At 42.1% G+C, this 25,276-nt stretch carries 20 protein-coding genes and 1 pseudogene; 7 read left to right on the top strand and 14 right to left on the bottom strand.

Going from position 1 to position 25,276, the window contains the following annotated elements; translation table 11 throughout:
- Window position 1: 1 nt before the first annotated feature.
- The 6 genes from ACLTOH_RS06035 to ACLTOH_RS06010 all read right to left on the bottom strand — a co-directional run bounded on the left by ACLTOH_RS06035 (window position 2) and on the right by ACLTOH_RS06010 (window position 7,632).
- Window positions 2-904, bottom strand: a complete 903-nt coding sequence (locus ACLTOH_RS06035) for an ABC transporter permease subunit (RefSeq protein ID WP_178049434.1) — start codon at window positions 902-904, stop codon at window positions 2-4.
- A gap of 100 nt (window positions 905-1,004) precedes the next feature.
- Window positions 1,005-2,375 carry an ABC transporter substrate-binding protein gene (locus tag ACLTOH_RS06030; protein ID WP_412200448.1) on the bottom strand — a complete coding sequence of 457 codons (1,371 nt, stop codon included), beginning with the start codon at window positions 2,373-2,375 and terminating at the stop codon, window positions 1,005-1,007.
- A 258-nt stretch (window positions 2,376-2,633) separates the two neighbouring features.
- Entirely contained in the window at window positions 2,634-3,626 is a 993-nt protein-coding gene (locus tag ACLTOH_RS06025) for a Gfo/Idh/MocA family protein (RefSeq protein ID WP_412200445.1), read from the bottom strand.
- A gap of 28 nt (window positions 3,627-3,654) precedes the next feature.
- On the bottom strand, window positions 3,655-5,439 hold the full coding sequence (locus tag ACLTOH_RS06020; protein ID WP_412223618.1) for an L-fucose isomerase: 1,785 nt from the start codon (window positions 5,437-5,439) through the stop codon (window positions 3,655-3,657).
- Between the two features lie 2 nt (window positions 5,440-5,441).
- Window positions 5,442-6,902 (bottom strand): rhamnulokinase, encoded by a 1,461-nt coding sequence (locus ACLTOH_RS06015; protein ID WP_412200440.1) that lies wholly within the window; start codon window positions 6,900-6,902, stop codon window positions 5,442-5,444.
- A 16-nt stretch (window positions 6,903-6,918) separates the two neighbouring features.
- Complete coding sequence (locus ACLTOH_RS06010) at window positions 6,919-7,632, bottom strand: class II aldolase/adducin family protein (protein WP_412200437.1); 714 nt, start codon at window positions 7,630-7,632, stop codon at window positions 6,919-6,921.
- 185 nt (window positions 7,633-7,817) lie between these two features.
- Between ACLTOH_RS06010 and ACLTOH_RS06005 the strand changes: the two genes are divergently transcribed.
- From ACLTOH_RS06005 to ACLTOH_RS05990, 4 genes are all read left to right on the top strand, one after another.
- A complete protein-coding gene (locus ACLTOH_RS06005; protein WP_412200434.1) occupies window positions 7,818-8,699 on the top strand; it encodes a helix-turn-helix domain-containing protein in 882 nt (293 codons plus the stop codon).
- Window positions 8,700-8,905: 206 nt separating this feature from the next.
- Window positions 8,906-10,684, top strand: a complete 1,779-nt coding sequence (locus ACLTOH_RS06000) for a diguanylate cyclase domain-containing protein (RefSeq protein ID WP_412223617.1) — start codon at window positions 8,906-8,908, stop codon at window positions 10,682-10,684.
- A 63-nt stretch (window positions 10,685-10,747) separates the two neighbouring features.
- Window positions 10,748-11,992, top strand: coding sequence for a DUF438 domain-containing protein (locus ACLTOH_RS05995; protein ID WP_412223616.1), 1,245 nt, complete (start codon window positions 10,748-10,750; stop codon window positions 11,990-11,992).
- Window positions 11,993-12,195: 203 nt separating this feature from the next.
- Window positions 12,196-12,495, top strand: a complete 300-nt coding sequence (locus tag ACLTOH_RS05990) for a hypothetical protein (RefSeq protein WP_337414614.1) — start codon at window positions 12,196-12,198, stop codon at window positions 12,493-12,495.
- Here the strand turns inward: ACLTOH_RS05990 and ACLTOH_RS05985 are convergent.
- The 7 genes and pseudogenes from ACLTOH_RS05985 to ACLTOH_RS05955 form a co-directional block, all read right to left on the bottom strand.
- Window positions 12,493-12,828: pseudogene (locus ACLTOH_RS05985) on the bottom strand (glycoside hydrolase family 2 TIM barrel-domain containing protein); the annotation flags it as partial. The gene ACLTOH_RS05990 and the pseudogene ACLTOH_RS05985 sit on opposite strands and share 3 nt — an antisense overlap.
- Window positions 12,829-12,938: 110 nt before the next feature.
- The gene (locus ACLTOH_RS05980) at window positions 12,939-14,063 is read right to left on the bottom strand and encodes an anaerobic sulfatase maturase (RefSeq protein WP_337414616.1); all 1,125 of its coding nucleotides are present in this window, start codon (window positions 14,061-14,063) and stop codon (window positions 12,939-12,941) included.
- Window positions 14,064-14,084: 21 nt separating this feature from the next.
- The gene (locus ACLTOH_RS05975) at window positions 14,085-14,639 is read right to left on the bottom strand and encodes a chromate transporter (protein WP_412223615.1); all 555 of its coding nucleotides are present in this window, start codon (window positions 14,637-14,639) and stop codon (window positions 14,085-14,087) included.
- The gene (locus ACLTOH_RS05970; protein WP_412223613.1) at window positions 14,636-15,208 is read right to left on the bottom strand and encodes a chromate transporter; all 573 of its coding nucleotides are present in this window, start codon (window positions 15,206-15,208) and stop codon (window positions 14,636-14,638) included. The genes ACLTOH_RS05975 and ACLTOH_RS05970 overlap by 4 nt, the downstream gene beginning before the upstream one ends.
- A gap of 58 nt (window positions 15,209-15,266) precedes the next feature.
- A complete protein-coding gene (locus ACLTOH_RS05965; RefSeq protein ID WP_412223612.1) occupies window positions 15,267-16,649 on the bottom strand; it encodes an ABC transporter substrate-binding protein in 1,383 nt (460 codons plus the stop codon).
- A 54-nt stretch (window positions 16,650-16,703) separates the two neighbouring features.
- Window positions 16,704-17,534: a carbohydrate ABC transporter permease gene (locus ACLTOH_RS05960; protein ID WP_337414625.1), complete on the bottom strand. Its 831-nt coding sequence runs from the start codon at window positions 17,532-17,534 to the stop codon at window positions 16,704-16,706.
- A gap of 14 nt (window positions 17,535-17,548) precedes the next feature.
- A complete protein-coding gene (locus ACLTOH_RS05955; protein ID WP_227733259.1) occupies window positions 17,549-18,427 on the bottom strand; it encodes a carbohydrate ABC transporter permease in 879 nt (292 codons plus the stop codon).
- A gap of 213 nt (window positions 18,428-18,640) precedes the next feature.
- Here ACLTOH_RS05955 and ACLTOH_RS05950 point away from each other — a divergent pair, with 213 nt between their 5' ends.
- On the top strand, window positions 18,641-20,845 hold the full coding sequence (locus tag ACLTOH_RS05950; RefSeq protein ID WP_337414628.1) for an AraC family transcriptional regulator: 2,205 nt from the start codon (window positions 18,641-18,643) through the stop codon (window positions 20,843-20,845).
- Between the two features lie 19 nt (window positions 20,846-20,864).
- Window positions 20,865-22,337, top strand: coding sequence for a sulfatase (locus ACLTOH_RS05945; RefSeq protein WP_337414630.1), 1,473 nt, complete (start codon window positions 20,865-20,867; stop codon window positions 22,335-22,337).
- Window positions 22,338-22,418: 81 nt separating this feature from the next.
- Here ACLTOH_RS05945 and uidA read toward each other — a convergent pair whose 3' ends face one another.
- Window positions 22,419-24,176 carry a beta-glucuronidase gene (gene uidA / locus ACLTOH_RS05940; RefSeq protein ID WP_227733253.1) on the bottom strand — a complete coding sequence of 586 codons (1,758 nt, stop codon included), beginning with the start codon at window positions 24,174-24,176 and terminating at the stop codon, window positions 22,419-22,421.
- A gap of 209 nt (window positions 24,177-24,385) precedes the next feature.
- Here uidA and ACLTOH_RS05935 point away from each other — a divergent pair, with 209 nt between their 5' ends.
- Window positions 24,386-25,261: an AraC family transcriptional regulator gene (locus ACLTOH_RS05935; protein WP_227733252.1), complete on the top strand. Its 876-nt coding sequence runs from the start codon at window positions 24,386-24,388 to the stop codon at window positions 25,259-25,261.
- Window positions 25,262-25,276: the final 15 nt, after the last annotated feature.

Below are 25,276 nucleotides of genomic sequence, written 5' to 3'. Positions count from 1 at the left end.
CCTAAAAATCGTTTCCATCTTCGTAATATACCATCATGGAAGAGAATCGGAATAAAATCATCGTAACGATCATGATCATAATGAAGATCACCCAGGAAATTGCGCATGCATATCCCATTTTATAGAAAGAGAATGCCTCCGTGTACAACTTCATTCCCAACACGTAGGTAGATTTTAACGGGCCTCCGTTGGTAATGACCAGTGAGCTGGTAAAGCTTTGTAATGCTGTGATCGTCTGCATGATAATATTGAAAAATATAATAGAGGAAATCTGTGGCAATGTAATCTTAACGAATTTCTTCCAGCTGCTGGCTCCATCGATATCCGCTGCTTCATACAGATCCGCCGGTACATTTTTCAGGGCTGCCAGGAACATAACGAAGGAAGATCCGAACGTCCAAAGTTGCAGCAGAATGATCGTCGGTAATGCTGTCTTGGGATCTCCCAGCCAGTGCAGGGTCGGCAGATGGATTGCTTTCAACAGGGAATTGATAATACCCTCCTCCTGGAACATCAGCTTCCAGAGAATGGCAATACCGATGCTACCGCCGATCAGAGACGGGATATAATAAATCGTACGAATGAAATTGATTCCCTTCATGTTTTTATTCATAACCAGTGCTACGATCAGAGCCACTGTTAATTTTCCGGGTACAGTAAATATTGTGTAGATCAAAGTAACTTTTACGGAATACCAGAATTCATTATCCGCCGTAAATAATTTCACATAGTTGGCCAGTCCGATCCATTTCGGAGAGGACATGATATTATATTCTGTAAAGGAATAGAACAGGGATGCAACAAAAGGATATACCTGCAGTCCGATCAATCCGATCAGCCAGGGGGCAATGAATACCAGTCCGATCCACTGCTTCTTTTTTAATTTTTTCTTTTTCGGTGTCATGTAGAGTACCTCCGCCTCGTAAATGTCTGGGGTATCCCGAAATCCTTCAGGATACCCCAGTATCATTTCTGTGTAGTACGAATCCGAAACTGATCCGGGATTACTTGGATGACAGATAATTATCCAGAAGGCTGATCGTTGACTTGGCAACGTCTTCAGGAGTACCCTGTCCGTAAGCAACCTGAGTAGCTGCATCCTGCAGGATCGCAGTTACTTCTTCCTCTGTGGTCAGCCCCAGATCATTGGTTCCTGTATAGGTCTGGATAATATCCACGCTATCCTTGGCGATGCCTTCCAGAATGCCCAGTTCTGTACATGCTTCCTGCCCTACACTGGTAGGAGGTACGGAACGGACTGTCTTCAGGATCTTGGCTGCATCTGCATTGTTGTAGAAGTAGTTTAAGAACATCATGGCTTCTACCTGATGTTCGCTCGCACCGCTGACACACATATACTGAGGCGCATTGCAGTACCAGCCTTCATCTTTGGCATTTGTCATAACCGGAAGCTTGCCTGCCGCAAAGTTTCCATCGGGACATGCTGCCTGCAAGGTCTCTACTGTAGAGGAGTATCCGAATGCTGCCACATATTTCTGGTTGATCCAGTTAGGATCTGTTCCCAGATCTGCGCCGTATGCGATAACAGTAGACATAGGTGATGCAACGCCTTCATCATACAATGTCTTAATGTAGTTCAGTACCTCCACCAGATCTTTTTCCTCGAAACCTCTCTTCTTGGTCTCATTTACCAGAACTGTGCTGCCGGTCAACTGCTGTAAGTAAGGGCGGACGATCATGGTATTCAGCTCAGAACTTCCCATGGTCAGCAGATACATATCCTTATCATACTCCTTGACCTTCTTGCCCATTTCTACAATATCGTCCCAAGTATAATCACTACTGAAGTCAATACCGATCTTATCAGCTGCATTCTTGTTGTAGATCAGTGCATGTCCGGAAATACCGGTCGGTACACCGTACTGATGTCCGTCGAACTGTCCGTTGTTCTTTAAAATAGATTCTTCGAAGGTAGACAGATCAAAGACATCTGAGAAATCTTTGAAATCTGCAAAGTATCCTGCATTGGATTCTACATAGCCGGGCATCCAGCCGGTTCCCATCTGGAAAATGTCTGCTACCGTACCGGATACCAGCTGCGCTGTCAGCTTTTCCTGATAACCATCACTGCTGCCGTACTCCGCTTCTATCGTGATCCAGGGATATTCCTGCTCGAACTTGTCGATCACATCCAGTGTTGCCTGCGCTCTCTCATCACCGCCCCACCACATGAAGCGCAAAGTTACGGGATCATGGTTCTCTGCTGTTTCCGTACCAGCAGCTTCCTGCGTGGCTGTCGCCTGAGATGACTGTGTGCCGTCTGTCGTCTCTTCGGAAGCGCTGTTGCCGCATCCTGCAAGAGACGCTGTCATTGCCATAGTTACGAGTAATGCTGTTAATTTTAACTTCTTCATTTAGTACCCTCCTTCAATCACATTTATGTGTTTGCTTGATGAGTTCATTATAGCGGATTTTACGCAAAGGTATGAGACACTCAGGTTCGCAAAAAGGCACTTTGTTTTTTTGTTTTGCCGAAAAACTCACTTATTTTTAGATTCTGTAAAAAGAAGTGTTCTTTGTTATTTATTTGACAGAAGTAATACTGTAATTATACTCTATAGCTATCTTATCAAAAGAGCGGATCCTTACGGTCCGCTCTTTTGATTCTGTCGTTATTCATCATATGGGTATTTCACACCCCACTGTGCCCGAAGTTCATCCATCTGCTTCATGATCGTAAGAGTCTCCGCATGAGGCATTTTCTCACACTCTCTTTGCCCGTTCCTGATTGCCTCCCGGCATGCCAGCACTTCATATTCATAGCCATTGATCTGCGTGGGAATCGTGATTTTACGGATCAGCATTCCTCCCGGGCTATACAGTTCCAGGTTTCTGGGATTGTTATTGCTCTCCCAGGAAATATACCCTTTCGTTCCACAGATTTTTACACAGTTTTTCTTTTTATCCACCATGGAACAGCGCAGTTGCGCAGCACTGCCATCCGCATAGGTCAGCTGGATCTCATCTGCAGCATCTACTCCGGTCGGATACTTCTCACAGGAAGATTGCGTCTTCACAATATGATCTCCAAAATACATGGAAGCCGTTGTCAGTACATACACTCCAAGATCCAATAGTGCTCCTCCGCACAGCATCGGATCATGCATCCTGGGATTTTCATAATTTTGTACGGAAAATTCCGCTTCCAAAATCTGCGGTGTACCTACCGCTCCCTCCCGGAGCAACCCAGTTATGATCTCACGGCTTGGCATATAGCGTGTCCAGATTGCCTCTGTAATAAAGACCTTCTTTTCCTCTGCCATTGCAAATAATTCCTCAGCCTGTCTTGCATTGGCTGTAAACGCCTTCTCTACCAGAACATTTTTGCCATGTTCCATACAGAGCTTTGCCTGCTCATAATGCAGAGAATGTGGTGTTGCTATATAGATCAGGTCCACTTCCGGATCCGATGCCAGTTCCTCGTAACTGCTGTATGCTCTTGTGATATTCCATTTTCGTGCGAACTCCAATGCCTTCTCCTGCGAACGGGATGCCACAGCATAAGCACAGGCTTTTCCCTCCTTCTGTAGCTCATTCAGCGCTTCTGCCATGGATCCAGCTATATTTCCGGCACCTAAAATACCTACCTTCAGACAATTCTCCATAGGATTCCTCTCTCTGCTTCCTGTGATTTTATTGATACAAAGGGCCATACTGCCTGCATGCCGCATAATCCGCCGCCTGTGTATCCTGTGTTCCGAAGCTTGTCCATGCATGAGGACGATAGATTTTGTCCCTGTCCACATTATGCATGGTCACCGGGATCCGCAACATGCTGGACAATGTGATCAGGTCTGCACCCACATGTCCATATACGGTCACGCCATGATTTGCCCCCCAGTTTGCCATAACACTATATACGTCAGTAAAAGCGCCCTCACCGGTCAGTCTTGGGCAAAACCAGGTGGTCGGCCAGGTGGGATCTGTTCTCTTATCAATCACATGATGAATCTCTTCCGGCAATTTTGCTGTCCATCCTTCGGCAATCTGCAGTACAGGCCCTATTCCCTCTATAATATTCAATCTTAGCATAGTTACAGGCATCTGTGCAATACACCGAAAGTGGCTGGAATATCCACCACCCCGGAAATATTCATAATCTGCCCTGCACCAGTCGGTAACATCCAGACATTTCCGGATATCCTCCTCTGTCATCTTCCAGAAAGGTTTCATGACATGGTCGCCCTGTTCGTCCACACACGCTCCAGTCCCGTCCAACGCCGTTGCACCGGAATTGATCAGATGAATAAATCCGTTTGCTGCCACGCCGTCCGGCTTCTGACCTGTAACACGTTCACAAGCCTCCGGGCTCCAGTAGGTACGGACATCATGGAAGCAGGGAGCCGTTCCCGAAATCAGTTGTCCCAACAGCATCGAAATACCATTGCAGGTATCATTCTCCGTTGCAAAAGGAGTCGGTGCCTTGGGACCATTCCAGTCGAACGTAGAAGCAAGGATTGCTTCCGTAAAGTCCGCATTCGGCAACCAGTCCGTCCAATGTCTCTGTCCCTGGAAACCTCCGGCCACAGCATTATGTCCCAAAGCCTCCTCATGCCAGCCAAGCTCGTCCAGTCGTGAATTGCCGAACAGAATATCCCGGATAATCAATGTCATCTTCACAATAAACTCCCAGTCTTTTTCCGCAGGAATGATTTTTGACTTTGTGATGACTTCCGGCAGATCTTTTCCAAGATTTTTGTCGAACCCTTCCCTGCAGTTTGCTTTCACCCACTGTAATGCCTTCTCATATTCCTCCGGATCATAGATGCCGATGGCAATACGACGGAGAATTTCCACTTCATCTACCCATTCCGCACGGATCCCGAAATATTTCTGTAGCACATCCGGATCGCAAAAGCTGCCTGCAATGCCCATGGCTACCGCTCCAATATTGACATATGCCTTATTTGTCATCCAGCCTACGGCCACAGCTCCCCTGGCGAAACGTAAGATTTTCTCCGACACATCTGCGGGAATTGTCGTATCCTTTGCATCCTGCACATCATGTCCATAGATGGAAAAAGCCGGAAGCCCACGCTGTGCATGTGCCGCCATAACCGCTGCCAGATACACCGCACCGGGGCGCTCCGTTCCGTTGAATCCCCAGACAGCTTTGATGGTGTTCGGATCCATATCGAAAGTCTCTGTTCCGTAACACCAGCAGGGCGTCACAGACAAGGTTGCTACTACATTTTCCATCTGAAACTGTTCTGCCACCCGGGCCGCCTCCGCACCTCCTCCAATAGTGGTACAGCCGATCACACATTGTACCGGTGTTCCATCCGGATATTTCAAATTCTCAGAGATTAGTTTTGCGGCAATTTTTGCCATTTCACAGGTCTGATTCTCCAGGCTTTCACGAACGCCACCCCAACGTCCATCGATTACCGGGCGAATTCCAATCTTAGGGTATCTCATAATTACCTCTCTTTCTCCATTTGCATCATGGTAACAAATCTGTGATACGCATTTTCCCATGCGTCTCTTTTTCTGTTTTGTGGTGCATATTCTGTTATTTTCTCTGTCACGGCAATCAGGCGTCTGCCCTTGTCGATATCATGTATGGCATGCAGTGCCTTCAACTGAATAAGAATATTCCCGAGAGCCGTCGCTTCCACCGGGCCGGCTTTTACTATAAGTCTGCAGGCATCTGCCGTCATCTGACAGAGCAGTCCTGCATTTGCTCCGCCACCGAGGATATGCAATGTTGTGAAGTTTTTGCCTGTCATCCCTTCCAGTTGCTCCAGAGCATATCGGTATTTCAGCGCCAGACTTTCGTAAATGCACCGCACTGTCTCTCCCACTGTCTCCGGCACCGGCTGACCGGTTCTACGGCAGAACTTTTGTATTCTCTCCGGGATGTTTCCGGGTGCCACGAATTCCGGTGCATCCGGATCAATAAAACAGTGAAAAGCCTCTGCTTCGTCCGCCAGCTTCGCCAGTTCTCCGAAGCTATACTCCTCTCCCTGTCTGGCATATTCTCTCCGGCTCTCCTGGATCAGCCACAATCCGATAATGTTTTTCAGATAGTTAATCCTGCCATTGGCTCCGTATTCATTGGACAGACCGCTGTCGCAGCTCTCCTTCGTCAGAATCGGTGTCTCCAGTTCACAGCCGATCAGGCTCCAGGTGCCACAGGAGAGAAACGCTGCGCTTTCTCCCTCTGCCACAGGCATGGCCGCCACTGCGCACTGGGTATCATGTCCTGCCACTGCAATGATCTTCGTGCCGTCTGGCAAGGCTCCGGTAATGCTGCCACTATCTGTCATGGCTCCGAATAATCCCGGATCTATTCCCATCTGTCTCAACAGTTCCAAATCCCAGGTTCCGGCAGCAGGATTCCACATCTGGCTGGTGGAAGCAATGGATCGTTCCCAGGTCAGATCCGCTCCCAGTATTGCCGCCAACAGATCCGGGATAAACAGCAGGTGCTTTGCCCGCCTTAACAGTTCCGGCTGTTCCTCCTGTAATGCCAGCAGCTGGAACAGTGTATTGATTGCCAGAATCTGATTGCCCGTTCTGGCATACAGGCTGTGAAGTTCTATTTTCTGTGCGACACGCCGGGGCCAGTCCTTCGTCCGCTCGTCCCGGTAATGAACCGGATCCTCCAGTAATTTTCCATCCGTATCCAGCAATCCAAAATCCACTCCCCAGGTATCAAAAGCAAGACTGTCGGTCTTTCCCGCCTTTTGTATGGCAATACAGATCTCCCCAAGCAGCGCCTCCATATTCCAGCGAAGATGCCCGTTCTCTACTGCCGGTATATTATCGAACCGGTGGATCTCCTTCCATTGCAGTCTCTCACCGTCATAGACCGCACAAATGGCACGGCCTGTGGAAGCTCCAAGGTCAAAAGCAAGCACTGTCGTAAAAGCAGCCATCCTTTACTCCTTTCCCCTATCTGTCCGTAGGAGTTCCATCCTGCGGATGCTTAAATTTCTTGTATCCCGGATGTTTTCCCGTTATGTGATAATAGGATCGTAGGTTGATCAGTTTGTCGATATTTTTCCGGTCAATGTCATAGCTTCCTCCCAGAAGGATTGCGTTGATCGTGATCTTCGCCCACAGTTCCAGACTTTCCATACGGTAATAAGCGGTGATCACATCACTTCCCACTGTCAATGCCCCGTGATTTTCAAGCAGCATTACGTCATGTTCCTGCAAATAAGGCTCAATGGCATCCGGAACCTCTGTCGTGCTCGGTGTGCCATACGGTGTCAGTGGAACCGCACCGATGGCCGCCACATCCTCGATCATGTTGTACATGTCCATCGGACGATGTGCCACGGCAAATCCGGTAGCTGCCGGAGGATGTGCATGTACGACCGCCCGTACATCCTCTCTCTTTTCATAGCATCTTAGATGCATCTTGATCTCGCTGGACGGCCGCAGTCCTTCCGAGCCCTCCAAAACATTACCTGCAACATCGATCCTGAGCAGTTTGTCCGGGGTGATGAAACTCTTACTCATCCCTGTTGGTGTTGCCAGATAGGTTCCATCGTCCAGTCTGACAGACACATTGCCATCATTGGCCGCAACCCATCCCAGTTGCCACATTTTGTGACAGACATCGCAGATCTGATCTTTTATCCCTGTGATTTCCATGTCCATACCTCCGTGTATTATATTTTGTTACTTGTATTATACTGTTGCATTTTTGTAGTGTCGTTGCTTATAATGATTATATATTGGACAATATTGATATTCTGTGACCACATTTGCAAAAAGAAAGACCTGAAAGAGCGGTTTTACGAATGGGTTCTTAAATAGTTACGATTCATTTATGAAAGGATAGAATGATGAGATATCTGGCTTCCCATGAGAATACGACGAGAGGAACTTCTGACTTTCCGTTAGAACTCTATTATGTTGATATGCTGCATCCCCGTTACGAAATGCCCTTCCACTGGCATATAGAATGCGAACTTCTACTGGTTCTGCAAGGGGAATTTACGTTGTTGACAGATGGGCAGTCTTACACACTGCATCCTGGGGATTCCTCCTTTCTCTCCTCCGGAGCTGTACATGGCGGAATCCCCAAAGACTGCGTCTATGAATGTCTGGTATTTGATCTGAACCATCTTATCAAAAATTACGGAAGACTGTTTCAGCAGAAATATGCCGGGCTCTTTTCCCCTGAGACCCAGATCAATGTTCTGTATCCGGCAGGCACTCCCTGCGGCCAGATCATCTCTGACCTATTTGCTGCAATGAAAGATAAAAATAACGGCTATGAATTTTTCACCATAGGAATGCTGTGGCAACTGCTGGGACAGATTCTCCGGGAACATTTATTTACAGTACTGACTCCCTCTTCCAGACATTCTGTCCAGGATTCTGACCAGATCAAACAGGTACTGAATTATATCCGCAGAAATTATGCCTCACAGTTAAGTCTTTCGGACCTTGCAAAAGTACTGCAGCTCTCTCCGGAACATTTTTGCCGTGTGTTTCGCTCGATCATTGGCAAATCGCCCATTGATTATCTGAATTATTACCGGGTGGAATGTGCCTGTGAGCTTCTGTGCACTTCTTCCGACAGTATCACGGAAATTGCGTATTCCTGCGGTTTCCACGACTTAAGCTATTTTAACCGCATTTTCCGCCGCTATAAAAGTATCTCTCCGAGCCGTTATCGCAGACAGTGTATTGGCAGCTATAAAAATCTGATCTGTTAAAAATAAAGAATACTCACCTCATGCAGCATCGTGGTATTTCTCAAGTTCTCCGTCCCCAGCGATCCCGTGTGCCAAATCAGAAGCCCGGTGTTTTTGGCATTTTCACACAGGATGAAATGGCTTTTCGTATCTATACAAAAAAGCTTCAAAATGCTATAATTAAATTTGAATCATTTTGCCAACACATACGAAGGAAGCATAGCACTATGACACGAAATAGAATCAATTTTTCTCATACCAAATGGCTGCTGCCGTTATGGGTACTTCTTATCGGCAGCATCGTCTTATATATGATCGCTCATGCGGTACAGCTGTCCGACTCCAGGCATCTCCGCACTCTTGCGGAACTGAATGCTGTAACCTACGGTGATAACATGATCGCAGATCTGTATGCCGGTATCAGTATCACGGATACACTGGAGCAGCTTCTGATCAGTGCGGACGGCAGAATTGACAAATTTGATACCATTGCAGACAGAATGATGGCAGATTACGTCCAAAGTATCCAGCTGGCTCCCGGAGGTATCGTAACAGATATCTACTCCACTGAAGGAAATGAAGCAGGTAAAATAGATCTGATCCACGACAAAGACCGCGGAGAGATCGTCAATTATGGAATTGATCATGATCTGCTTGTCATACACGGGCCTTTTGAACTGAAGCAGGGAGGTTACGGCATTGCTATCCGCAATCCTGTTTTTTTACAAGATGAAAACGGCAATTCCTATTTTTGGGGACTGACTATTGTTATCATCAAAACTCCGGAAATTTTCAGGGACTCTGTTGATTCTTTGTCCGGTTTCGGTTATCAATACCGGCTATCGAAGACCCTCTCCCCTCTGACCGATGAATATGCCGTGGTAGACCAGTCAGAGGAGACGCTGACGGATCCCGTCTCTTATGATTTTACTCTGGGAGGCTGTAGCTGGAAGCTGGAAGTCATGCCCACCGGCGGCTGGAAGAATGACACACTTTTACAACTGATAGTATTCTGTGATGTTACAATAATCTTACTGCTGGAGGTTCTTACGATATCTATACTGCTCGTTGACGAGCAACGCAAAAAGTTCCGCAGACTCTCCCTGACGGATTCTATGACCGGTCTCTTAAATCGTACCGGGTTTAATTCGCAGCTGGAGGAGTATCTGGAAGGAAATAAGCAAAAAAACTGTGTCGGTATATTACTTGACGTGGATAATTTTAAATTTATCAATGATGTCTATGGTCATACTATCGGTGATCAGGTTCTATTGCAGCTTTCACAATCCTTAGTGCAGGCTTTTCCGGATAATTCCATTATTGCCAGAAATGGCGGTGATGAGTTCTGTATTATCCTGAAGGATTGCAGTGCAGAAGAGGCTGCCCCAATGATAGACGCTTTCAGCAAGGCTTCCCGCTCTTTTTCAGCCAAAGGCGTCGAACACAATTACAGCATTTCCCTGGGCTATGCGGAATACCCCGCCAACGCAGAAAAAGTCTCTGACATTCTCCGTTATGCCGACATTGCACTCTATGAGGTAAAATTACAGGGAAAACATGGTGCTCTGGCCTACCGGTCGGATTTCCACAATTCGAAACGGACACAGCTTGGTTTTTCATTATCGGATATTTCTGACAACCTGCCGGGTGCCTTTTTCATCTACCGGGCCGAAAAGGAGGATGAACGCATCCTGTATGCTAATCAGGAAATGCTTCAGCTGACAGGATGTACGGATCTGGATGATTTTATGCATTTTACGAAACATCAATTCCGTAATCTGGTGCATCCTGAAGATCTGACACAGGTAGAAGAAAGCATCTGGCAGCAGATAGAATCCGGCATGAACGGATACAATGATTATGTCAAATACCGACTTGCTGTCAAAGATGGAACTTATAAGACGGTTCTGGATTATGGGCGTATCGTGGAGAGTGAACATTATGGCTCGGTTTTCTATGTATTGGTAGTGGATTGCGAATTTATCAAAACACACTACGATGATTAATCATAAAAATAAAAGAATAACAAACTTTCCTCCGGGGCATACTGGTTCCGGAGGAATTTTTATATGAAAGATCAGATTAAGTCTTACTTACAACGTTTGAATCACGGAGAAGCTCTGGAAAATGTCCAGGCGGATTTCGTCCGGGAATGTAAGGATGTGGATCCTGCCGAGATTATGCATGCCGAGCAGGAGCTGCTGCGGGAGGGTACTTCCATCGAAGAATTGCAACGGCTCTGTGATGTGCATTCCGCCCTGTTCCATGGTTCCACGACAGAAGAGAAAATTGCCAATGCCGAAAAAACAGCAGCCCCTTCTCTAGCTGCCCAGGAACTACACTCTAAAGACATAAAGGACCAACGGCTCTCCGCCGCTGCCGCCCTGATCCAGATCTCCGGACATCCCCTGCAAACTTTTACGCTGGAAAATGCAGCACTGGAAAAGCTGATTGCCCGTGCGAGGCAGGCATTGGAAAATAATGGAATTTCCAATGAACTGCTTGACGAGCTGCGCCAGATTGCTATCCACTATGCCAGAAAGGGAGACTTACTTTATCCACATTTGAAGGTGCAATATGGGATCAGCGGCCCCTCTGCAGTCATGTGGACAGTGGATGATGAGATCCGGGATGAACTGAATGCGCTTGCAAAACAAAAACACCAAAAAGAAACCGATGCATGGAAACAACGTTTGAATGCCGTATTGAACCGCATGGAAGAAATGATCTACAAGGAATCCAATATCCTCTTCCCCAACTGCGCACTGAATTTCTCGGAGGAGGAATGGTATCACATCTACCGGGATGCCAAAGATTATGCGGAATGCTTCGGTATCCGGGGTGACAGTTGGGAGGCTGCGGAAGCACATCTGGCTGACACTGCCTCTACGGTTGGCACCATGTCTGCGGAACATGCTTTTGCAGATGGTGAGACCAGAATCCACCTTTCCGGCGGCAGTCTGACCCTGTCACAGCTGACCGCCATGTTGAATACGATTCCTTTGGAGATCTCTTTCGTAGATATCGATAATATCAATCGCTACTTCAACGAAGGCCCCAAGGTATTCAAACGTCCCGGTATGGCATTGGGCCGGGAGGTCTTCACCTGTCACCCGCCTAAGATCGAAGAACGGGTTCGCCGCATTATCGGAGAATTCCGTGCAGGGAATCTGGACCAGGTACCGGTCTGGATGGACAAGGGCGGCCGGACATTCTTAGTGACTTATTACGCTGTCCGGGATAAGCAGGAGCAATATCTTGGAACACTGGAACTGGTACAGGATATGGAATTCGCAAAAGAGCACTTCCGCTAGGGAAATGCTCTTTTTGCTTATATGCCGCCAGAAGAAAGCAAATATTTCTGTGGATGTATTGTAATTTTAAGTTGCAATATGCCGTAATTTTTTTACACCATATTACTGCAGAGAAGCTAAAATTTGGTTATACTGTAAGCATAGGAGATTACTCATTAGTGCTTTTGTGAAGGATGGTATAAGATATGCTTAAAAGGTTCACCTTGAAAAATTATAAAAACTTTAAAGATGAAATTACAATAGATTTTGAAAATATTGCAGGTTATCAGTTTAATACAGATTGTCTTTCGGATGGTGTTATTGGAAAAATGTTAATTTATGGGTGCAATGCAACTGGAAAGACGAATCTTGGAAAAGCACTTCTGAATATTACTTTAACAATGTTCGGTATAATAAGATATACAGGTAATGGAATTTTACTTAATGCAGATTCTAAAGAGGATGCGGCAACGTTTCAATATGAATTTCAGTTTGATGACACAGAATTAAGTTATAAATACTGACTCATTTCCCAAAGACCAGAACAATATAGAAGTATGATTTTTAAAAGTTTCATAATTGCTTTTAGCCCTATCCAGTACAGCTTCTTTCCACTGAGGCAATGATCCCGGAACATTATAGGACGGTTCTATTGCTCCCATTTTTTGCCATGAGCCATGACTTTCCAGATTTGTTTCCGCCATCATATAGATCCCCATCTCATCGCACATATAATAAAAAGGAATTTGATTAGGATAATGACTTGTCCTTACCGCATTAATATGATTCTTTTGAAAATATTCCAGATCTAAAAGCATTTCTTTTTCCGTAATGCATCTACCTACATGTGGTTCCCATAGTCGCTATGTGCATCCATTCGGTTTACTTGGTATATTTCTGGATCATCTAGCCATCTGATATCTGCTTTCATCTTATACCTCGCTTTATATTTGTCCATTTTCTGCATTTATCCTTTTTGATTTTTAATTATTTCAACTATCTGAATCATTCTTTCCAGACATATATCAAAAAATATTCGATAACTTTTGCAAAAATAATTTTCATATTCTCCATTCATGGCATTAAAATCCTTATTTCTTCGGCATCCTCCTTTACATATTTTATAGAATTTGCAATTTTTACAATTTTCTGCCACTATTTGAGACTGTTCCACAAATGCAATTTCTTTTCTTTTCTTATCAATTTCTTCCAAACGATTGCAGTTAAAGTTACCTAGTTTATATTCGTCTAACGCATAAAAATCACAAGGGTACACACTTCCATCTGCTTCCACAACATTCTGTGTACCACAGCTTCCTCTTTGCTCACACGATTCCGGCTGATAGCCTAAAAGAATCCCTATATAATTTTCGAACTGTCTTATATACGGTTGTTCACCCTTTTTCCAGTCCTCATACCATAAGTTGAACAATTCCGTCAAAAACATCCCGTATTGTTCAGGATTTAAAGCATATGGTGTCTTCCCTCTGTCTTCTCCCAAAGGATCCAGACATGCAATATACTGTTGATATTTCCATCCCTGTTCCTTATAATAATTATAAATTTCCGCTGCGTGACCGGCCGTTTTTTGTGTTACTACTGTGAGAATATTGTAATCCACACCATATTGATCCATAAGTTCCGCTGCCTTCTTAATCCTGTCAAATGTCGGTTCCCCTCTTCTGCCATGACGATAAAGGTCATGTATCTGCTTCGTACCATCTACCGAAAGGCCAATCAAAAAATGATTCTCCCTAAAAAATTTGCACCATTCATCATCTATCAAGTACCCATTTGTCTGCATCGCATTATTTACACGTATTCCGCACTTATTGTAATGTCTTTGATATTCCATCGCTTTTTCGTAAAACGCAATTCCACGTAAAGTCGGTTCACCACCTTGATACGCATAGCTTATCATGCCTTCCGCATGAAACATTGTTTTACGAATAACATTCTTAAGTGTCTGCTCTGTCATGAATCCATAGGATTCCCGCATCCTTTTTTTCATTTCATCGCAATAAAAGCAATAATCGCATTTCATATTGCACATTCCCGACGAGGGTTTTATCAGTACACTAATTGGTGGCATATTGTTCTCCTGTCTTTCGCCTTATACAAGTGATACAAACACTTTAATTACCCCGGCCAATACCATAACCCAGATAGGATTCATCTTTGTTTTTCGCAGTATAACTACACATATGGCAAAAATCAATACCATGACCCATTTTGTTCCAGTAAAAGTTATCGTATTGTTTCCCCAGAAGGCCGTCATAAGAATCAAAATTCCAGCTGATGCAATCATCGCCACTACTGCCGGACGAAGTGAACGCAATACTCCCTGTAGCATATCCATACTCCGGTATTTCAAGTACAATTTTGCTAACACTGTCACAATAATACAGGACGGCAAAATACATCCAAGTGTTGCTACTACTGCCCCAGGTATACCTGCAATCTTCAGTCCTACAAAGGTTGCAGAATTAACCGCAATCGGCCCCGGTGTCATCTGTGATATCGTAATAAGATCCGTAAACTCTGACATAGTCAGCCATCCATGGTCAGTGACTACCTGTCCCTGAATCAAGGGCATGGCGGCATATCCACCACCAAAGCTGAACATCCCAATCTGAATAAAGCTCCAGAATAATTGTAAATATATCATTTTCCGCTTCTCCTTTTTGAAAGAAGTGTACGTATTACACCAATTATTCCGCACGTTAGCACAATGTACACTACATTTATGCTAAACACGCATGCTGCAATAAACGCTCCCACCATAATGACCAGAGATAAAGGATCCTTTTCCTTAATAATAGGCAGCCCCATATCCACCGTAACAGAAGCTATCACTGCACCAACTCCTGCCTGCATTCCCTCCAACAACTGACTGATCAGCCAATTATTTCTGAAAGCATTATAAAATATAGATATTACTGATAAAATGACAAAAGGAGGCAGAACGGTCCCCAGAATTGCCACAAAGATCCCTGCAGCTCCTGCTAGTTTATAACCTACAACAATCGCACCATTTACCGCTATGGCTCCCGGAGAGGATTGTGCTATTGCCACCAGATCAAGCATTTCATTTTCCTCTATCCAATGATATTCGTCCACAAACTTTTTCTTCATCAGTGTAACAATGACATATCCCCCACCAAATGTAAAAGTGCTCAAATATAGCGTAGATATAAACAATTTCAATAGTACTATTTTTTTATTTTTTTCTTCCATAGACTCCTTTTTAGAAAAATCGCTTAAATCTTCCGACTTAAGCGATTTTTCTATATCTCTACTTATTTTCTTCTATTACTTCATTACCACGATCCATCAAATTCTTGATGGTGTCATCCAGAGACTGAGATCCGAGAAGATACTTATCTGTTTCCTCTGTAAGAATGTTATCAATTTCACTCTGATAATCAGGAATGTATGTTCCATAGCTGTCAACCCAATCCGGATCATCCATAATCTTGGTTAAGGTATCTGTGTCAAGCTTATCCTCAAATCCGGCAATAATCTGCTTTACACTATCAGATTTCACAGCTCCCTTTTCATTAGAAATAAACATTCCCTTAATATCTACACCTTCCGTTGTCCAGAACCGTAAGAAATCATATGCTTCCTTGGGATGCTCGGATGTCTTTGCAATAGAAAAGATATTTCCACCTGCTTCATTATAATGTTCACCATCTTTGTCCCATAAAGGCTGGCGTGCAAATGTAGTTACGAAATCATGTGCATATTTTTCATTTCCAATGTCACTAAGCATAGCTGTTCCCATGGGAAGCATTGCAATATTTCCATTAAAGAACTGATCGCGATAATTCATGTTCAGAGCTTTAACATCTGCCAACGGTGTAGAACTATGATCTACATTTTCCATATCATAACGCAGCTGCAAGAACTTAGCTAAGTTGGGATTATCAAAAGTTAAGGTTTTATCATCATTAAAGATTGTGCTTCCACCCTTTCCACTACTGATTCCCCATAAGTTACAGCTCCCCCAAGAGTGAAAATAGGAACCATATTTTGTGTCCGCTCCACTTCCACTTGTCAGCTTTTCAGCATATTCACGATAATCATCCCAGGTCCAATCCAAAGAAGGTACATCCAGTCCGGCTGCATCCAACATATCTTTGTTGATAAGAACCAGATTATATTTCATTTCTCCCGGAATACCATATGTCTGATCGTTTACTCTTACAATTACATTGTATGCGTCCTCTGCAGTAGTTCCTTCCTCAGTAAAATAATCATCGAGAGACAGGTAGGATCCAGACTCCGCACGCACAATATAGGAAGCGTAATTAGGCGCCATCAGAATATCCATTGCTTCGCCACCCATCAGCATAATATCAGTCTTTGTCAGATAGTCATTACTGTTCATGTCACCTACATAATCAAACTGCACATTAATATTAGGATGGAGTTCCTTGTATGCTGCCGCAACCTTTTGGTTCTGTTCATCATGATTGGTCTGCCAGCTGACAAAACGCAGAGTAATTTCCTCCTGATTTTCATCTGCTACCTGAGTAGTTCCTGTTGTTTCCTTGTTCTCAGTCGTGGTAGCTGTATTCGTTGTTTCTGTGTTTTCTCCACCGGAACATCCTACTAAGGCGGTTGCCATAATGGAAGCCAGTACCAGGCTGAGTCCTCTCTTCATCTTTCTCATAATAATTCTTCTCCTTTCATGTGTGTATATGTAAATGTTACAAATACCCTTACATCAACCCTTTACCGCACCCGAAGCAATTCCATCAATAATATAACGTTGCCCGAACAGGAACAGAATAATTAATGGTATCGTTGCTGATACAGCTGCAGCCATAGTCAGGGAATAGATGCTTCCAGATTCAGAAGCAAATAATTTCATACCTAGCTGAATTGTAAATAGTTTACGGTTGCTTAAAAAAATCAATGGTGTTTGATAATCATTCCACGTCCATACGAATTTCAATACCGCTAATGTAGCAATAGAGGGCTTTACCAACGGGAATATAATTTGAAAAAATATTCTCAAGTGACCAGCACCATCTATTTTGGCAGATTCACAGAGCGAATCCGGAATTGCCATCATGGCCTGACGTAGCAAAAATACTCCATATAGGCTAAACATGGTCATCATGATAATTCCCATGTGTGTATTATAAAGGTTCATTTTCTGCATAATTACAAATCGACTGACAATCATAACCTGTGCCGGGATCATCATTGTTGCCAAATACACTAAAAAAAGCTGATCTCTGCCTTTCCACTTAATCTTTGTAAATCCGTAAGCTCCTAAAGCTGATACCAAAATTTGAAGAACCGTGGATATTACCGTCACCTTAATGCTATTCAGGTAGTACATTCCAAAATTATAGGCAGATCCCCACACTTCTTTATAGTTGGCAAGTCCGACACTGTGTTCCGGAATCCATTTGATAGGAAACTGAAATACTTCGTTTTCCGGTTTAAATGATGTGGAAATCATCCATAGTAACGGAGTCAGCATAGTGAAGCCAATCGCAAATAAAAAAACTGTAAAAATCACTTTGTGTATCTGTATCTTTTTCATATACTGCCTCCTTCCTATTCATTAGCAAAACGATCTTGGAATTTCCACTGTACTAATGTAACTGCGAAAATCAAAAGGAACAAGACCCATGCCAGTGCACAGGCGTAGCCCATTTTAAAATCTGTAAATGCTGTCTTATATATGTAATAAGCCATTACTGAAGTAGAATTTCCCGGTCCACCTGCTGTTAATACGCTGATCATATCGAATACCTTAAATGAACCGATAATTCCCATTATAGCCAGGAAAAAAGTCGTCGGACTTACCTGCGGTACTGTAATATACCGGAATTGCTGAATGCTGGATGCGCCATCAATCTGTGCTGCCTCATACAAATCAGCAGGAACATTTTTAAGTCCTGACATATATACCGCAACATAATATCCTACCTGCGACCAGATATTAATCAACATAATTGCAATCAATGCCCAATGTTCATCAACCAACCATTTCGGAGGGTTTTCAATTCCAATAGTACGCAGGAACTCATTGATCGGGCCGTAACTCGGTTGAAGCATTACCTGCCATACTGTACATACTGCTACTACACTGGCAATGTATGGAATAAATATCATTACCCGTATAGCAGACCCTCCATATGTATGTCTGTTAATCAGATCTGCCATCACTAATCCCAAAATTAACAGACAAGGTACTGTCACCGCAGTAAATAAAATGTTATTTCTTAAGGATACAACAAACCAATCATCTTTAAACAGTTTCAAATAATTTCTCAATCCTGTAAATTTTATTGAATCCCACCCCTTCAGAAAGTTCCATTCCGTAAAACTGATTCCCAATGACATGATCACGGGTATCAATATAAATATGATGAATCCAATCAGCCCTGGAAGAACGAAACAGATTCCTGTCAACGTTTCTTTTCGTTTCATACAATGCCTCCTCTTTGTAATTGTCAAAATGACGAATTCACGTATCATTTTTGTGTTTTTTACTCTAAACTGCACAATTAAAAAAGTAAAGTTGACATTTTTCCTTGGCAATGAAATTAGTACACTTCCATACGAATTTCACTTTATGCCATTGACATTCCTTTCAAACATCCTATATTATGTATACACATTACAAAAAATTGAGGTGATTATATGGAAAAAATATACAATTTTGCCAAAAAAGATTTTTTTATTTTTGCATCTACCTATGTTGCAATTATTTTTTTGGTTCTTTTATGTTTTTTTCCTGTATGCCGGGCATTTGAACGTTCTGAACAAAATCAGGCTATTGCGGAAATACGTGATTACGCCTCCAGTATGTTAGGAGAACTGGATCTCCAAGAGCAGGCTATTTTTAACGCCACCAGAAATCTATACAGTGATCGCGATTTTACGTCCATTTATTATAACAGTACGCGCAGTTCATCTTCTTCCTTATTCTATGACATGACACTGTTGCAAAAACGAATTAAACTGTACTATCAAAATCTTGAGTATGTTCAGGATGTATTGGTATACCTTCCCAAATTCAATTATGTACTTACACAAAATTATATTTTTGACAGCCGAGATTCTTTTTATTCCTATATAAAATCAAGTGCCTTCGAAGGAACTCCTGACTGGTTAGAAACCTTTCCGTTAAATAATACTGGCATTTCTTTTTATAGTGACCAACTAACAGATTGCGTTAATTCCGAAGAAATAAGAAACTCCTTGAACTTTTCCTATTATTTTCCTACTTACGGAGATCCCAATGTAAGAATGCTGGTGATTGTTCAGTTAGACCCGGATGCTGTTGCTAAAAGTTTTCTCTTAAAGTCTGCTTCTGACTATGGATTTACTGTATTGAAAAATGGCGATGGTGAGGTTCTAGTTCAACATAACTATCCAGATAATTTAGCAGAAAAATCGTGGGAAATAATAAATTTACCGCAAAGCGATCAAGGTTATCTTACAATCGGAGTCAAAAATGAATACTTCAAACCAATTCATCAGGCTACGATCCGTTTAGTTTTTGCTGATCTGGGGATAGCATTTCTTTTAGGCACGATTGCATCCATTTACTTTGCTTACAGACGCTCGCGCCCTATTGAACGAATCCTTCATATCATTCACGATATGGATCGACAGCCCAATGTGCAGAATTCTTTTTTGGAAATTGAAGGCACTGTATTAAATATGATCTCGGAAATCAATCATTGCAAGACAACCATCGAAAGTCTTGATACTATGGTTGCCGACAGCTTAAAAGAAAAACTTTTTATTTCTGGTCTAAGTACAGAGCAGGAGATTCACTCTTTTCAACAGTATTTTGGGGATTTTTCTTTTTCTATGAATGCCCTTGTTTTTTCTATACCGGAAAAAACGACTTTTTCTAAAGAAATATCATTAAAAGAATTGCTTTATGAGCAGCTTTTACAGCTAAGTCAGAAAACCATTATATTATATCAGGCAGAAAACTATATATACTGCCTAATGGAATCTGTTTCAGGTCTGTCAGATCTGTTGAGCAATTGTTTAAAACATATACGTGAACTCCATAATCAGTCTGTTAAAGTGGGCATCAGCAATCCTTTTCAGGATATTTCCTACACCCAGCATGCTTCCACTCAGGCAAAACGACGTTTATCCGCCGGATACCGCATTGACGGTGTATATGTATTTACTCACACTTATTCCTCTCGTGCTGTCCGCTCTTTGATTAGCATTCAGGATCTTGACAACCTTCAACGCGCTTTGCTTAGTGGAAATGGTCAAAATGCTGATCGGATTTTGGAAACCATCCACCAGACAATCAGTCACTCCGAACAAAATTCTGTAGAACTGCGCCAGATGTTCTTTTCTCTTCGTTCCGTTTATGCAACTGTCTGCAATCAGTTTTCATTGGAAGCAGAACGAAACGGGGAAACACGCTACCACGCTCCTATTCTTCCAAATGATTTGGACGAATACGATCTGGATTCCGTTTATGAAGTATTCCGTAGTCTGAATATTGAATTGCAACAGCAATATGAGATTGTAATGGCTCGTACCGCCAGAAGCCTCGGGACAGATATTTTGGCTTACATAGATCAGAATTATACCGATCCTAACCTTTGTGCAGGAGTCATTGCAGATGTTTTCCATATCTCTGAAAAATATGTATTTCAGTTACTAAAAAGTTGTTGCAACGAAACTTTAAACGACAGAATACTACGCCTTAGAATTGATGAGGGGATCCGGCTTTTGACAACTACCGATTTGACGATTACTACGATTGCAAAGAAAACAGGGTTTTCATCCAGCAACACAATGTACAAAGCGTTTATGAGAGTAAAAGGAATTTCCCCTTCTTCCTATCGTGGTAAAGAAATATAAAACAGGAGGCTATATATTTATGAAAGCAATTATGATAATGTTTGATTCCTTAAACCGGCATTTTCTTCCCAACTATGGCTGCAGCTGGACCGTCATGCCACAATTTCAGCGCCTGGCTGAAAAGGCTCTTACTTTTGACTGTTTCTATGGCGGAAGCATGCCCTGTATGCCCGCACGCAGAGAATTGCACACAGGGCGCTACAATTTTCTTCACTCATCCTGGTGCCCTATGCAACCGTTTGACGACTCTGTCATTAAGCGTATGAAAGATGCGGGAATTTACACTCATATTTCCACGGACCATTTTCATTACTGGCAGGATGGCGGCTCTTGCTATTTAACCAAATTTGACAGTCATGAAATTGTTCGTGGACAACAGGGAGATCCATGGATGGGACAGGTTGCCTGGCCTGACTACCCTGATACGCTTTCTCGACGCAAAAATACACAAAGTTGGCGTCACGACTGGGTAAACCGGCAATTTATCACAACTGAAACTGCTATGCCACAATGTAAAACCTTTACAAGCGGCCTTGATTTTATTGAACGAAATCATAATGAAGACCTGTGGTTCTTACAGATAGAGGCTTTCGACCCTCATGAACCTTTTTATACCCAAAATGAATATAAAAAATTATATCCTGATAACTACCATGGTAAAAATCTGGATTGGCCCGATTATGGAAAGAACGAATATGGAGAGGCCGCTACCAGACATGTCCGCTATGAATACGCCTCACTTATGAGTATGTGTGACCACTATCTTGGAAAAGTATTAGATATGATGGATAAATACGACCTTTGGAAAGATACCATGCTTATTGTCAATACTGACCATGGCTTTATGCTTGGTGAAAAAGAATGGATGGGTAAAAATGTTCAGCCTATGTATGAAGAACTGATCCACATCCCGTTCTTCATCTATGACCCACGAAATCCCATTCAAGGTGAACGGAGGAATCAGCTTGCCCAAACTATTGATATTGTACCTACATTAGCCGAATTCTTTCAAATTGCTCCCCCAGAGTATATGGATGGTCATAGTTTGACCCCTGTCATAAGAAATGATACACCCATACGTAATTATGCACTTTTCGGTATCTTTGGTGGTCATATCTGTATTACAGACGGACGATATGTTTATATGCGTTCCTGTAAAGATCCTGAGAATCAGCCGTTATATGAATATACTGCTATGCCTTGCCATATGGATCGGCCTTTTTCCCGGGAAGAAATGTCAGAAGCAGAACTTTGTGATAAGAATGCTTTCAATTTTATGAAAGAAAGTGGGGTTTTTAAAGTTCCTGTTCATCGCTCTACAGATTCTTATCGTTTTGGTACTATGTTGTTTGATCTCCTTACAGATCCTGAGCAAAAATGCCCTATTCATGACAGTAATATAGAAGACCACCTCTGCCAAGCAATGAAGAAAATGATGAAGGATAATCAGGCACCTAAAGAACAATTTGAACGAATCGGTTTAGCCGAATAGGCAATCACAATAATTTCTCACATTATAAAATGCCAGAAACAGATTTTTACCATTCTGTTTCTGGCATTACTTAATGTGCAATTATAACATTTTTCTCCATCGTTCACGTATTGCAAACGCTGCTGTCTTAGGCTGTCGTTCCCTCGTAAATATACCCTTTTTATTACCATCAACCCTCTTTAGTCCAAATGCCGTCATAAAATCTGCAAATGCCCAAATATGTTCCCCTATCACAAAATCGCATTCATCCATGGCTTTATTGTTTTCTTCAATACACCTCTTTTGATATTCCTCTGAAAAAATCACTTCGGGGAGTTTATGCAATCCTGCTATTGTATCTGCACCATATTCTGTCACAATGACAGGTTTTCCGTATTTTTCATGCCACTTTATCAAATCTGTCTTTAGGCTAGGATATATCCTTTCTATTTTGCCAGCTCCGACATACCAGCCAAAATATCTGTTAATGCATACTACATCAAAAAACTGTGATATCTTATCCTCCTCCACATCAACATTCATGGTTCCTGTTATTGGTCTTTCACTATCCAGTTTTCTAATATATTTTGTAACTTCCTCAAAATAATTTCTTGAGGCCTCTTCGCTGGAATGCGGTTCGTTTGTAATACTCCACATAACAACACAAGGATGGTTCTTATCCCTTTGGTATAATTCCTTCAATACCTGCTTATGATATGCTAGTGTTTTTTCATTTACTTTATCTTCTGTGAAAATACCTCCATTTTCGCCATCAAAAAAGTTCATTCCAACCGCCGGTACTTCATCAATAACCACAATTCCTTTTTGATCGGCCATTTGCATCATTTCTTCTGCGTAAGGATAATGTGAAGTTCTAAAGGAATTTGCACCGATCCATTTCAGCAATTCACAGTCTCTGACATTTAATGCCTCATCCAATCCCTTGCCTCTGATATCACTGTCTTCATGTTTACCAAATCCTTTAAAGTAAAAAGGCTTTCCATTGATTAAGAATTGTTTTTCTGTCAGCTGAATCGTCCTAATTCCAAATGGCAAAGTATAATGATCCTGTCCAAAATAAATATCCAGTTTATATAAATAAGCTGATCCCGGCTGCCAGAGTTGTGCGTCCTTTACCAAAACCATATCTTTCATCTCATTACTCTCAGCAACTACCTGATTCTTTTCATCCCGGATATATACTTTTATGAATTTCTCTTCTGCATTAGTTTTTATTTCATAATGTACCATCCCATCCTTATCATCTACTGTCGTTCTAACCGAAATGTCCTCAATATATTCTTTGGGCGTACAATATAATCTGACCGGTCTATGAATACCCGAATAATTAAAGAAATCAAAATCAAACTTTTGTTCCATCTGGCCTTCGGGATGCATCTCATCCCTAACATATTCTATATGACCAACAGGAAGGCAATCCCATTCCAGTATATTTCCTACTGCTACTGTCAAACGATTTTCCCCTTCATTGGCCATTTCCGTCACATCTGCCTCAAAGGGCAAAAAACCACCCTTATGGCGAGTAATTTCTTTTCCGTTCAGATATATTACAGCATGATGCGTCACACTTCCAAATCGTAGTACAAGCCTCTGATCTTTCCATAATCTTGGAACTGCAAATTTTCTCTCATACCATACCCACCCTACATGATCTCTCAGTTCTTGATCTGTAGTAATATCATTATAGCTTGATGGTACAGGCATATCGATTACATCTTCCAATGGTTTTTCAAACCATTTTTCTTCAAATCCCTGTTTATAATAGTTATCTCTCTTAAATTTCCAGATACCGTTTAACTCTTTAATCTGTCTTGCTTCATTATCTACCGGAAATAACATATCAAATCTCCTTTTCCCTGGCATCATCTGTTCTTATCCACATAGTAACTTTTCATCTTCAAAACGTTTTGATATCTATATTGTACCTCAACTGTAAAAGAAATCTTTGCATTTTCTATTGTGTTTATGTCATATCATGCTATACTAATGTAAATCAATTTAGGAGTGGATATTATACGGTATTTACCATGTCAAAAGAGAGGATCAGCTTGTCAACAGATTTTCAGGAAAACAATTATACAATAGAGGAATTAAATCTGCCCATCAGTATCTCCCATGTCATTTCAAAAGGAGAAGACTGCTCTGACTTACACATTCACTCAGATCAGTATGAAATATATGTATTTCTTAGAGGAGATATTGATTACTTTGCGGGTAACATCAGAAAGCATCTGGTTCGCGGAGATGCTCTGATAGTATCTCCTAACGAACTCCATCGTCCATATCTTATAAAAGAAACGGCGTATGAGCGTGTCATTATCCATGTAAACCAAGATGTAATAAAGAAATTGTCTACTCCTGTCAGCAATATATACAGATTTTTAGAACAGTATAACTGCTGTTTCTTCCATCTGCCCGATGAAATTTTAAATCAATTTCTAAATAATGAAAGGATGATTCAACAATATTATAATACCAAAAATGAGTTTGGATCCGATATTCTTTTGGAAACATGGTTAAGTATCACGCTGATACATTTAATACAATTTCTCCAAAAAAATCAGAATAAAGTAAATGAAGGGATTACTGTTTTTCCTGATCTTGTTAAAAATGCTATCCAATATGTAGATGATCATTACACGGAAAATATATCAGTAGCTTCAATATCCAGATACCTGAATATAAGTAGTTCCCATCTCAATCACCTTTTTAAATATTACACTGGGAATACTCTGTGGAACTATGTAATATCCAAACGTATGCTCATGGCTCACAAAATGATTCTTGAGCAAAAATCAATTACCGAAATCTGTTATGCGGTTGGCTTCAAGAACTACTCTCATTTTATTAAAACCTTTACAAAAACCTTTCATGTTTCTCCAAAAAAATATGAAAAAGAGATTCTAACGGATCGCATTGTGTAACTTTCCTATTAAAAA

The sequence above is a fragment of the Waltera sp. genome, assembly GCF_046969025.1.
Classification (GTDB): Bacteria; Bacillota; Clostridia; order Lachnospirales; family Lachnospiraceae; genus Acetatifactor; species Acetatifactor acetigignens.
This window is presented reverse-complemented; position numbering and strand designations above follow the sequence as displayed.

Bases quoted from the DNA above. Each gene is read 5' to 3' on its own strand.
- ACLTOH_RS06035 (WP_178049434.1), bottom strand. From the start codon at position 904: ATGACACCGAAAAAGAAAAAATTAAAAAAGAAGCAGTGGATCGGACTG.
- ACLTOH_RS06030 (WP_412200448.1), bottom strand. From the start codon at position 2,375: ATGAAGAAGTTAAAATTAACAGCATTACTCGTAACTATGGCAATGACA.
- ACLTOH_RS06025 (WP_412200445.1), bottom strand. From the start codon at position 3,626: ATGGAGAATTGTCTGAAGGTAGGTATTTTAGGTGCCGGAAATATAGCT.
- ACLTOH_RS06020 (WP_412223618.1), bottom strand. From the start codon at position 5,439: ATGAGATACCCTAAGATTGGAATTCGCCCGGTAATCGATGGACGTTGG.
- ACLTOH_RS06015 (WP_412200440.1), bottom strand. From the start codon at position 6,902: ATGGCTGCTTTTACGACAGTGCTTGCTTTTGACCTTGGAGCTTCCACA.
- ACLTOH_RS06010 (WP_412200437.1), bottom strand. From the start codon at position 7,632: ATGGACATGGAAATCACAGGGATAAAAGATCAGATCTGCGATGTCTGT.
- ACLTOH_RS06005 (WP_412200434.1), top strand. From the start codon at position 7,818: ATGATGAGATATCTGGCTTCCCATGAGAATACGACGAGAGGAACTTCT.
- ACLTOH_RS06000 (WP_412223617.1), top strand. From the start codon at position 8,906: ATGACACGAAATAGAATCAATTTTTCTCATACCAAATGGCTGCTGCCG.
- ACLTOH_RS05995 (WP_412223616.1), top strand. From the start codon at position 10,748: ATGAAAGATCAGATTAAGTCTTACTTACAACGTTTGAATCACGGAGAA.
- ACLTOH_RS05980 (WP_337414616.1), bottom strand. From the start codon at position 14,063: ATGCCACCAATTAGTGTACTGATAAAACCCTCGTCGGGAATGTGCAAT.
- ACLTOH_RS05975 (WP_412223615.1), bottom strand. From the start codon at position 14,639: ATGATATATTTACAATTATTCTGGAGCTTTATTCAGATTGGGATGTTC.
- ACLTOH_RS05970 (WP_412223613.1), bottom strand. From the start codon at position 15,208: ATGGAAGAAAAAAATAAAAAAATAGTACTATTGAAATTGTTTATATCT.
- ACLTOH_RS05965 (WP_412223612.1), bottom strand. From the start codon at position 16,649: ATGAGAAAGATGAAGAGAGGACTCAGCCTGGTACTGGCTTCCATTATG.
- ACLTOH_RS05960 (WP_337414625.1), bottom strand. From the start codon at position 17,534: ATGAAAAAGATACAGATACACAAAGTGATTTTTACAGTTTTTTTATTT.
- ACLTOH_RS05955 (WP_227733259.1), bottom strand. From the start codon at position 18,427: ATGAAACGAAAAGAAACGTTGACAGGAATCTGTTTCGTTCTTCCAGGG.
- ACLTOH_RS05950 (WP_337414628.1), top strand. From the start codon at position 18,641: ATGGAAAAAATATACAATTTTGCCAAAAAAGATTTTTTTATTTTTGCA.
- ACLTOH_RS05945 (WP_337414630.1), top strand. From the start codon at position 20,865: ATGAAAGCAATTATGATAATGTTTGATTCCTTAAACCGGCATTTTCTT.
- uidA (WP_227733253.1), bottom strand. From the start codon at position 24,176: ATGTTATTTCCGGTAGATAATGAAGCAAGACAGATTAAAGAGTTAAAC.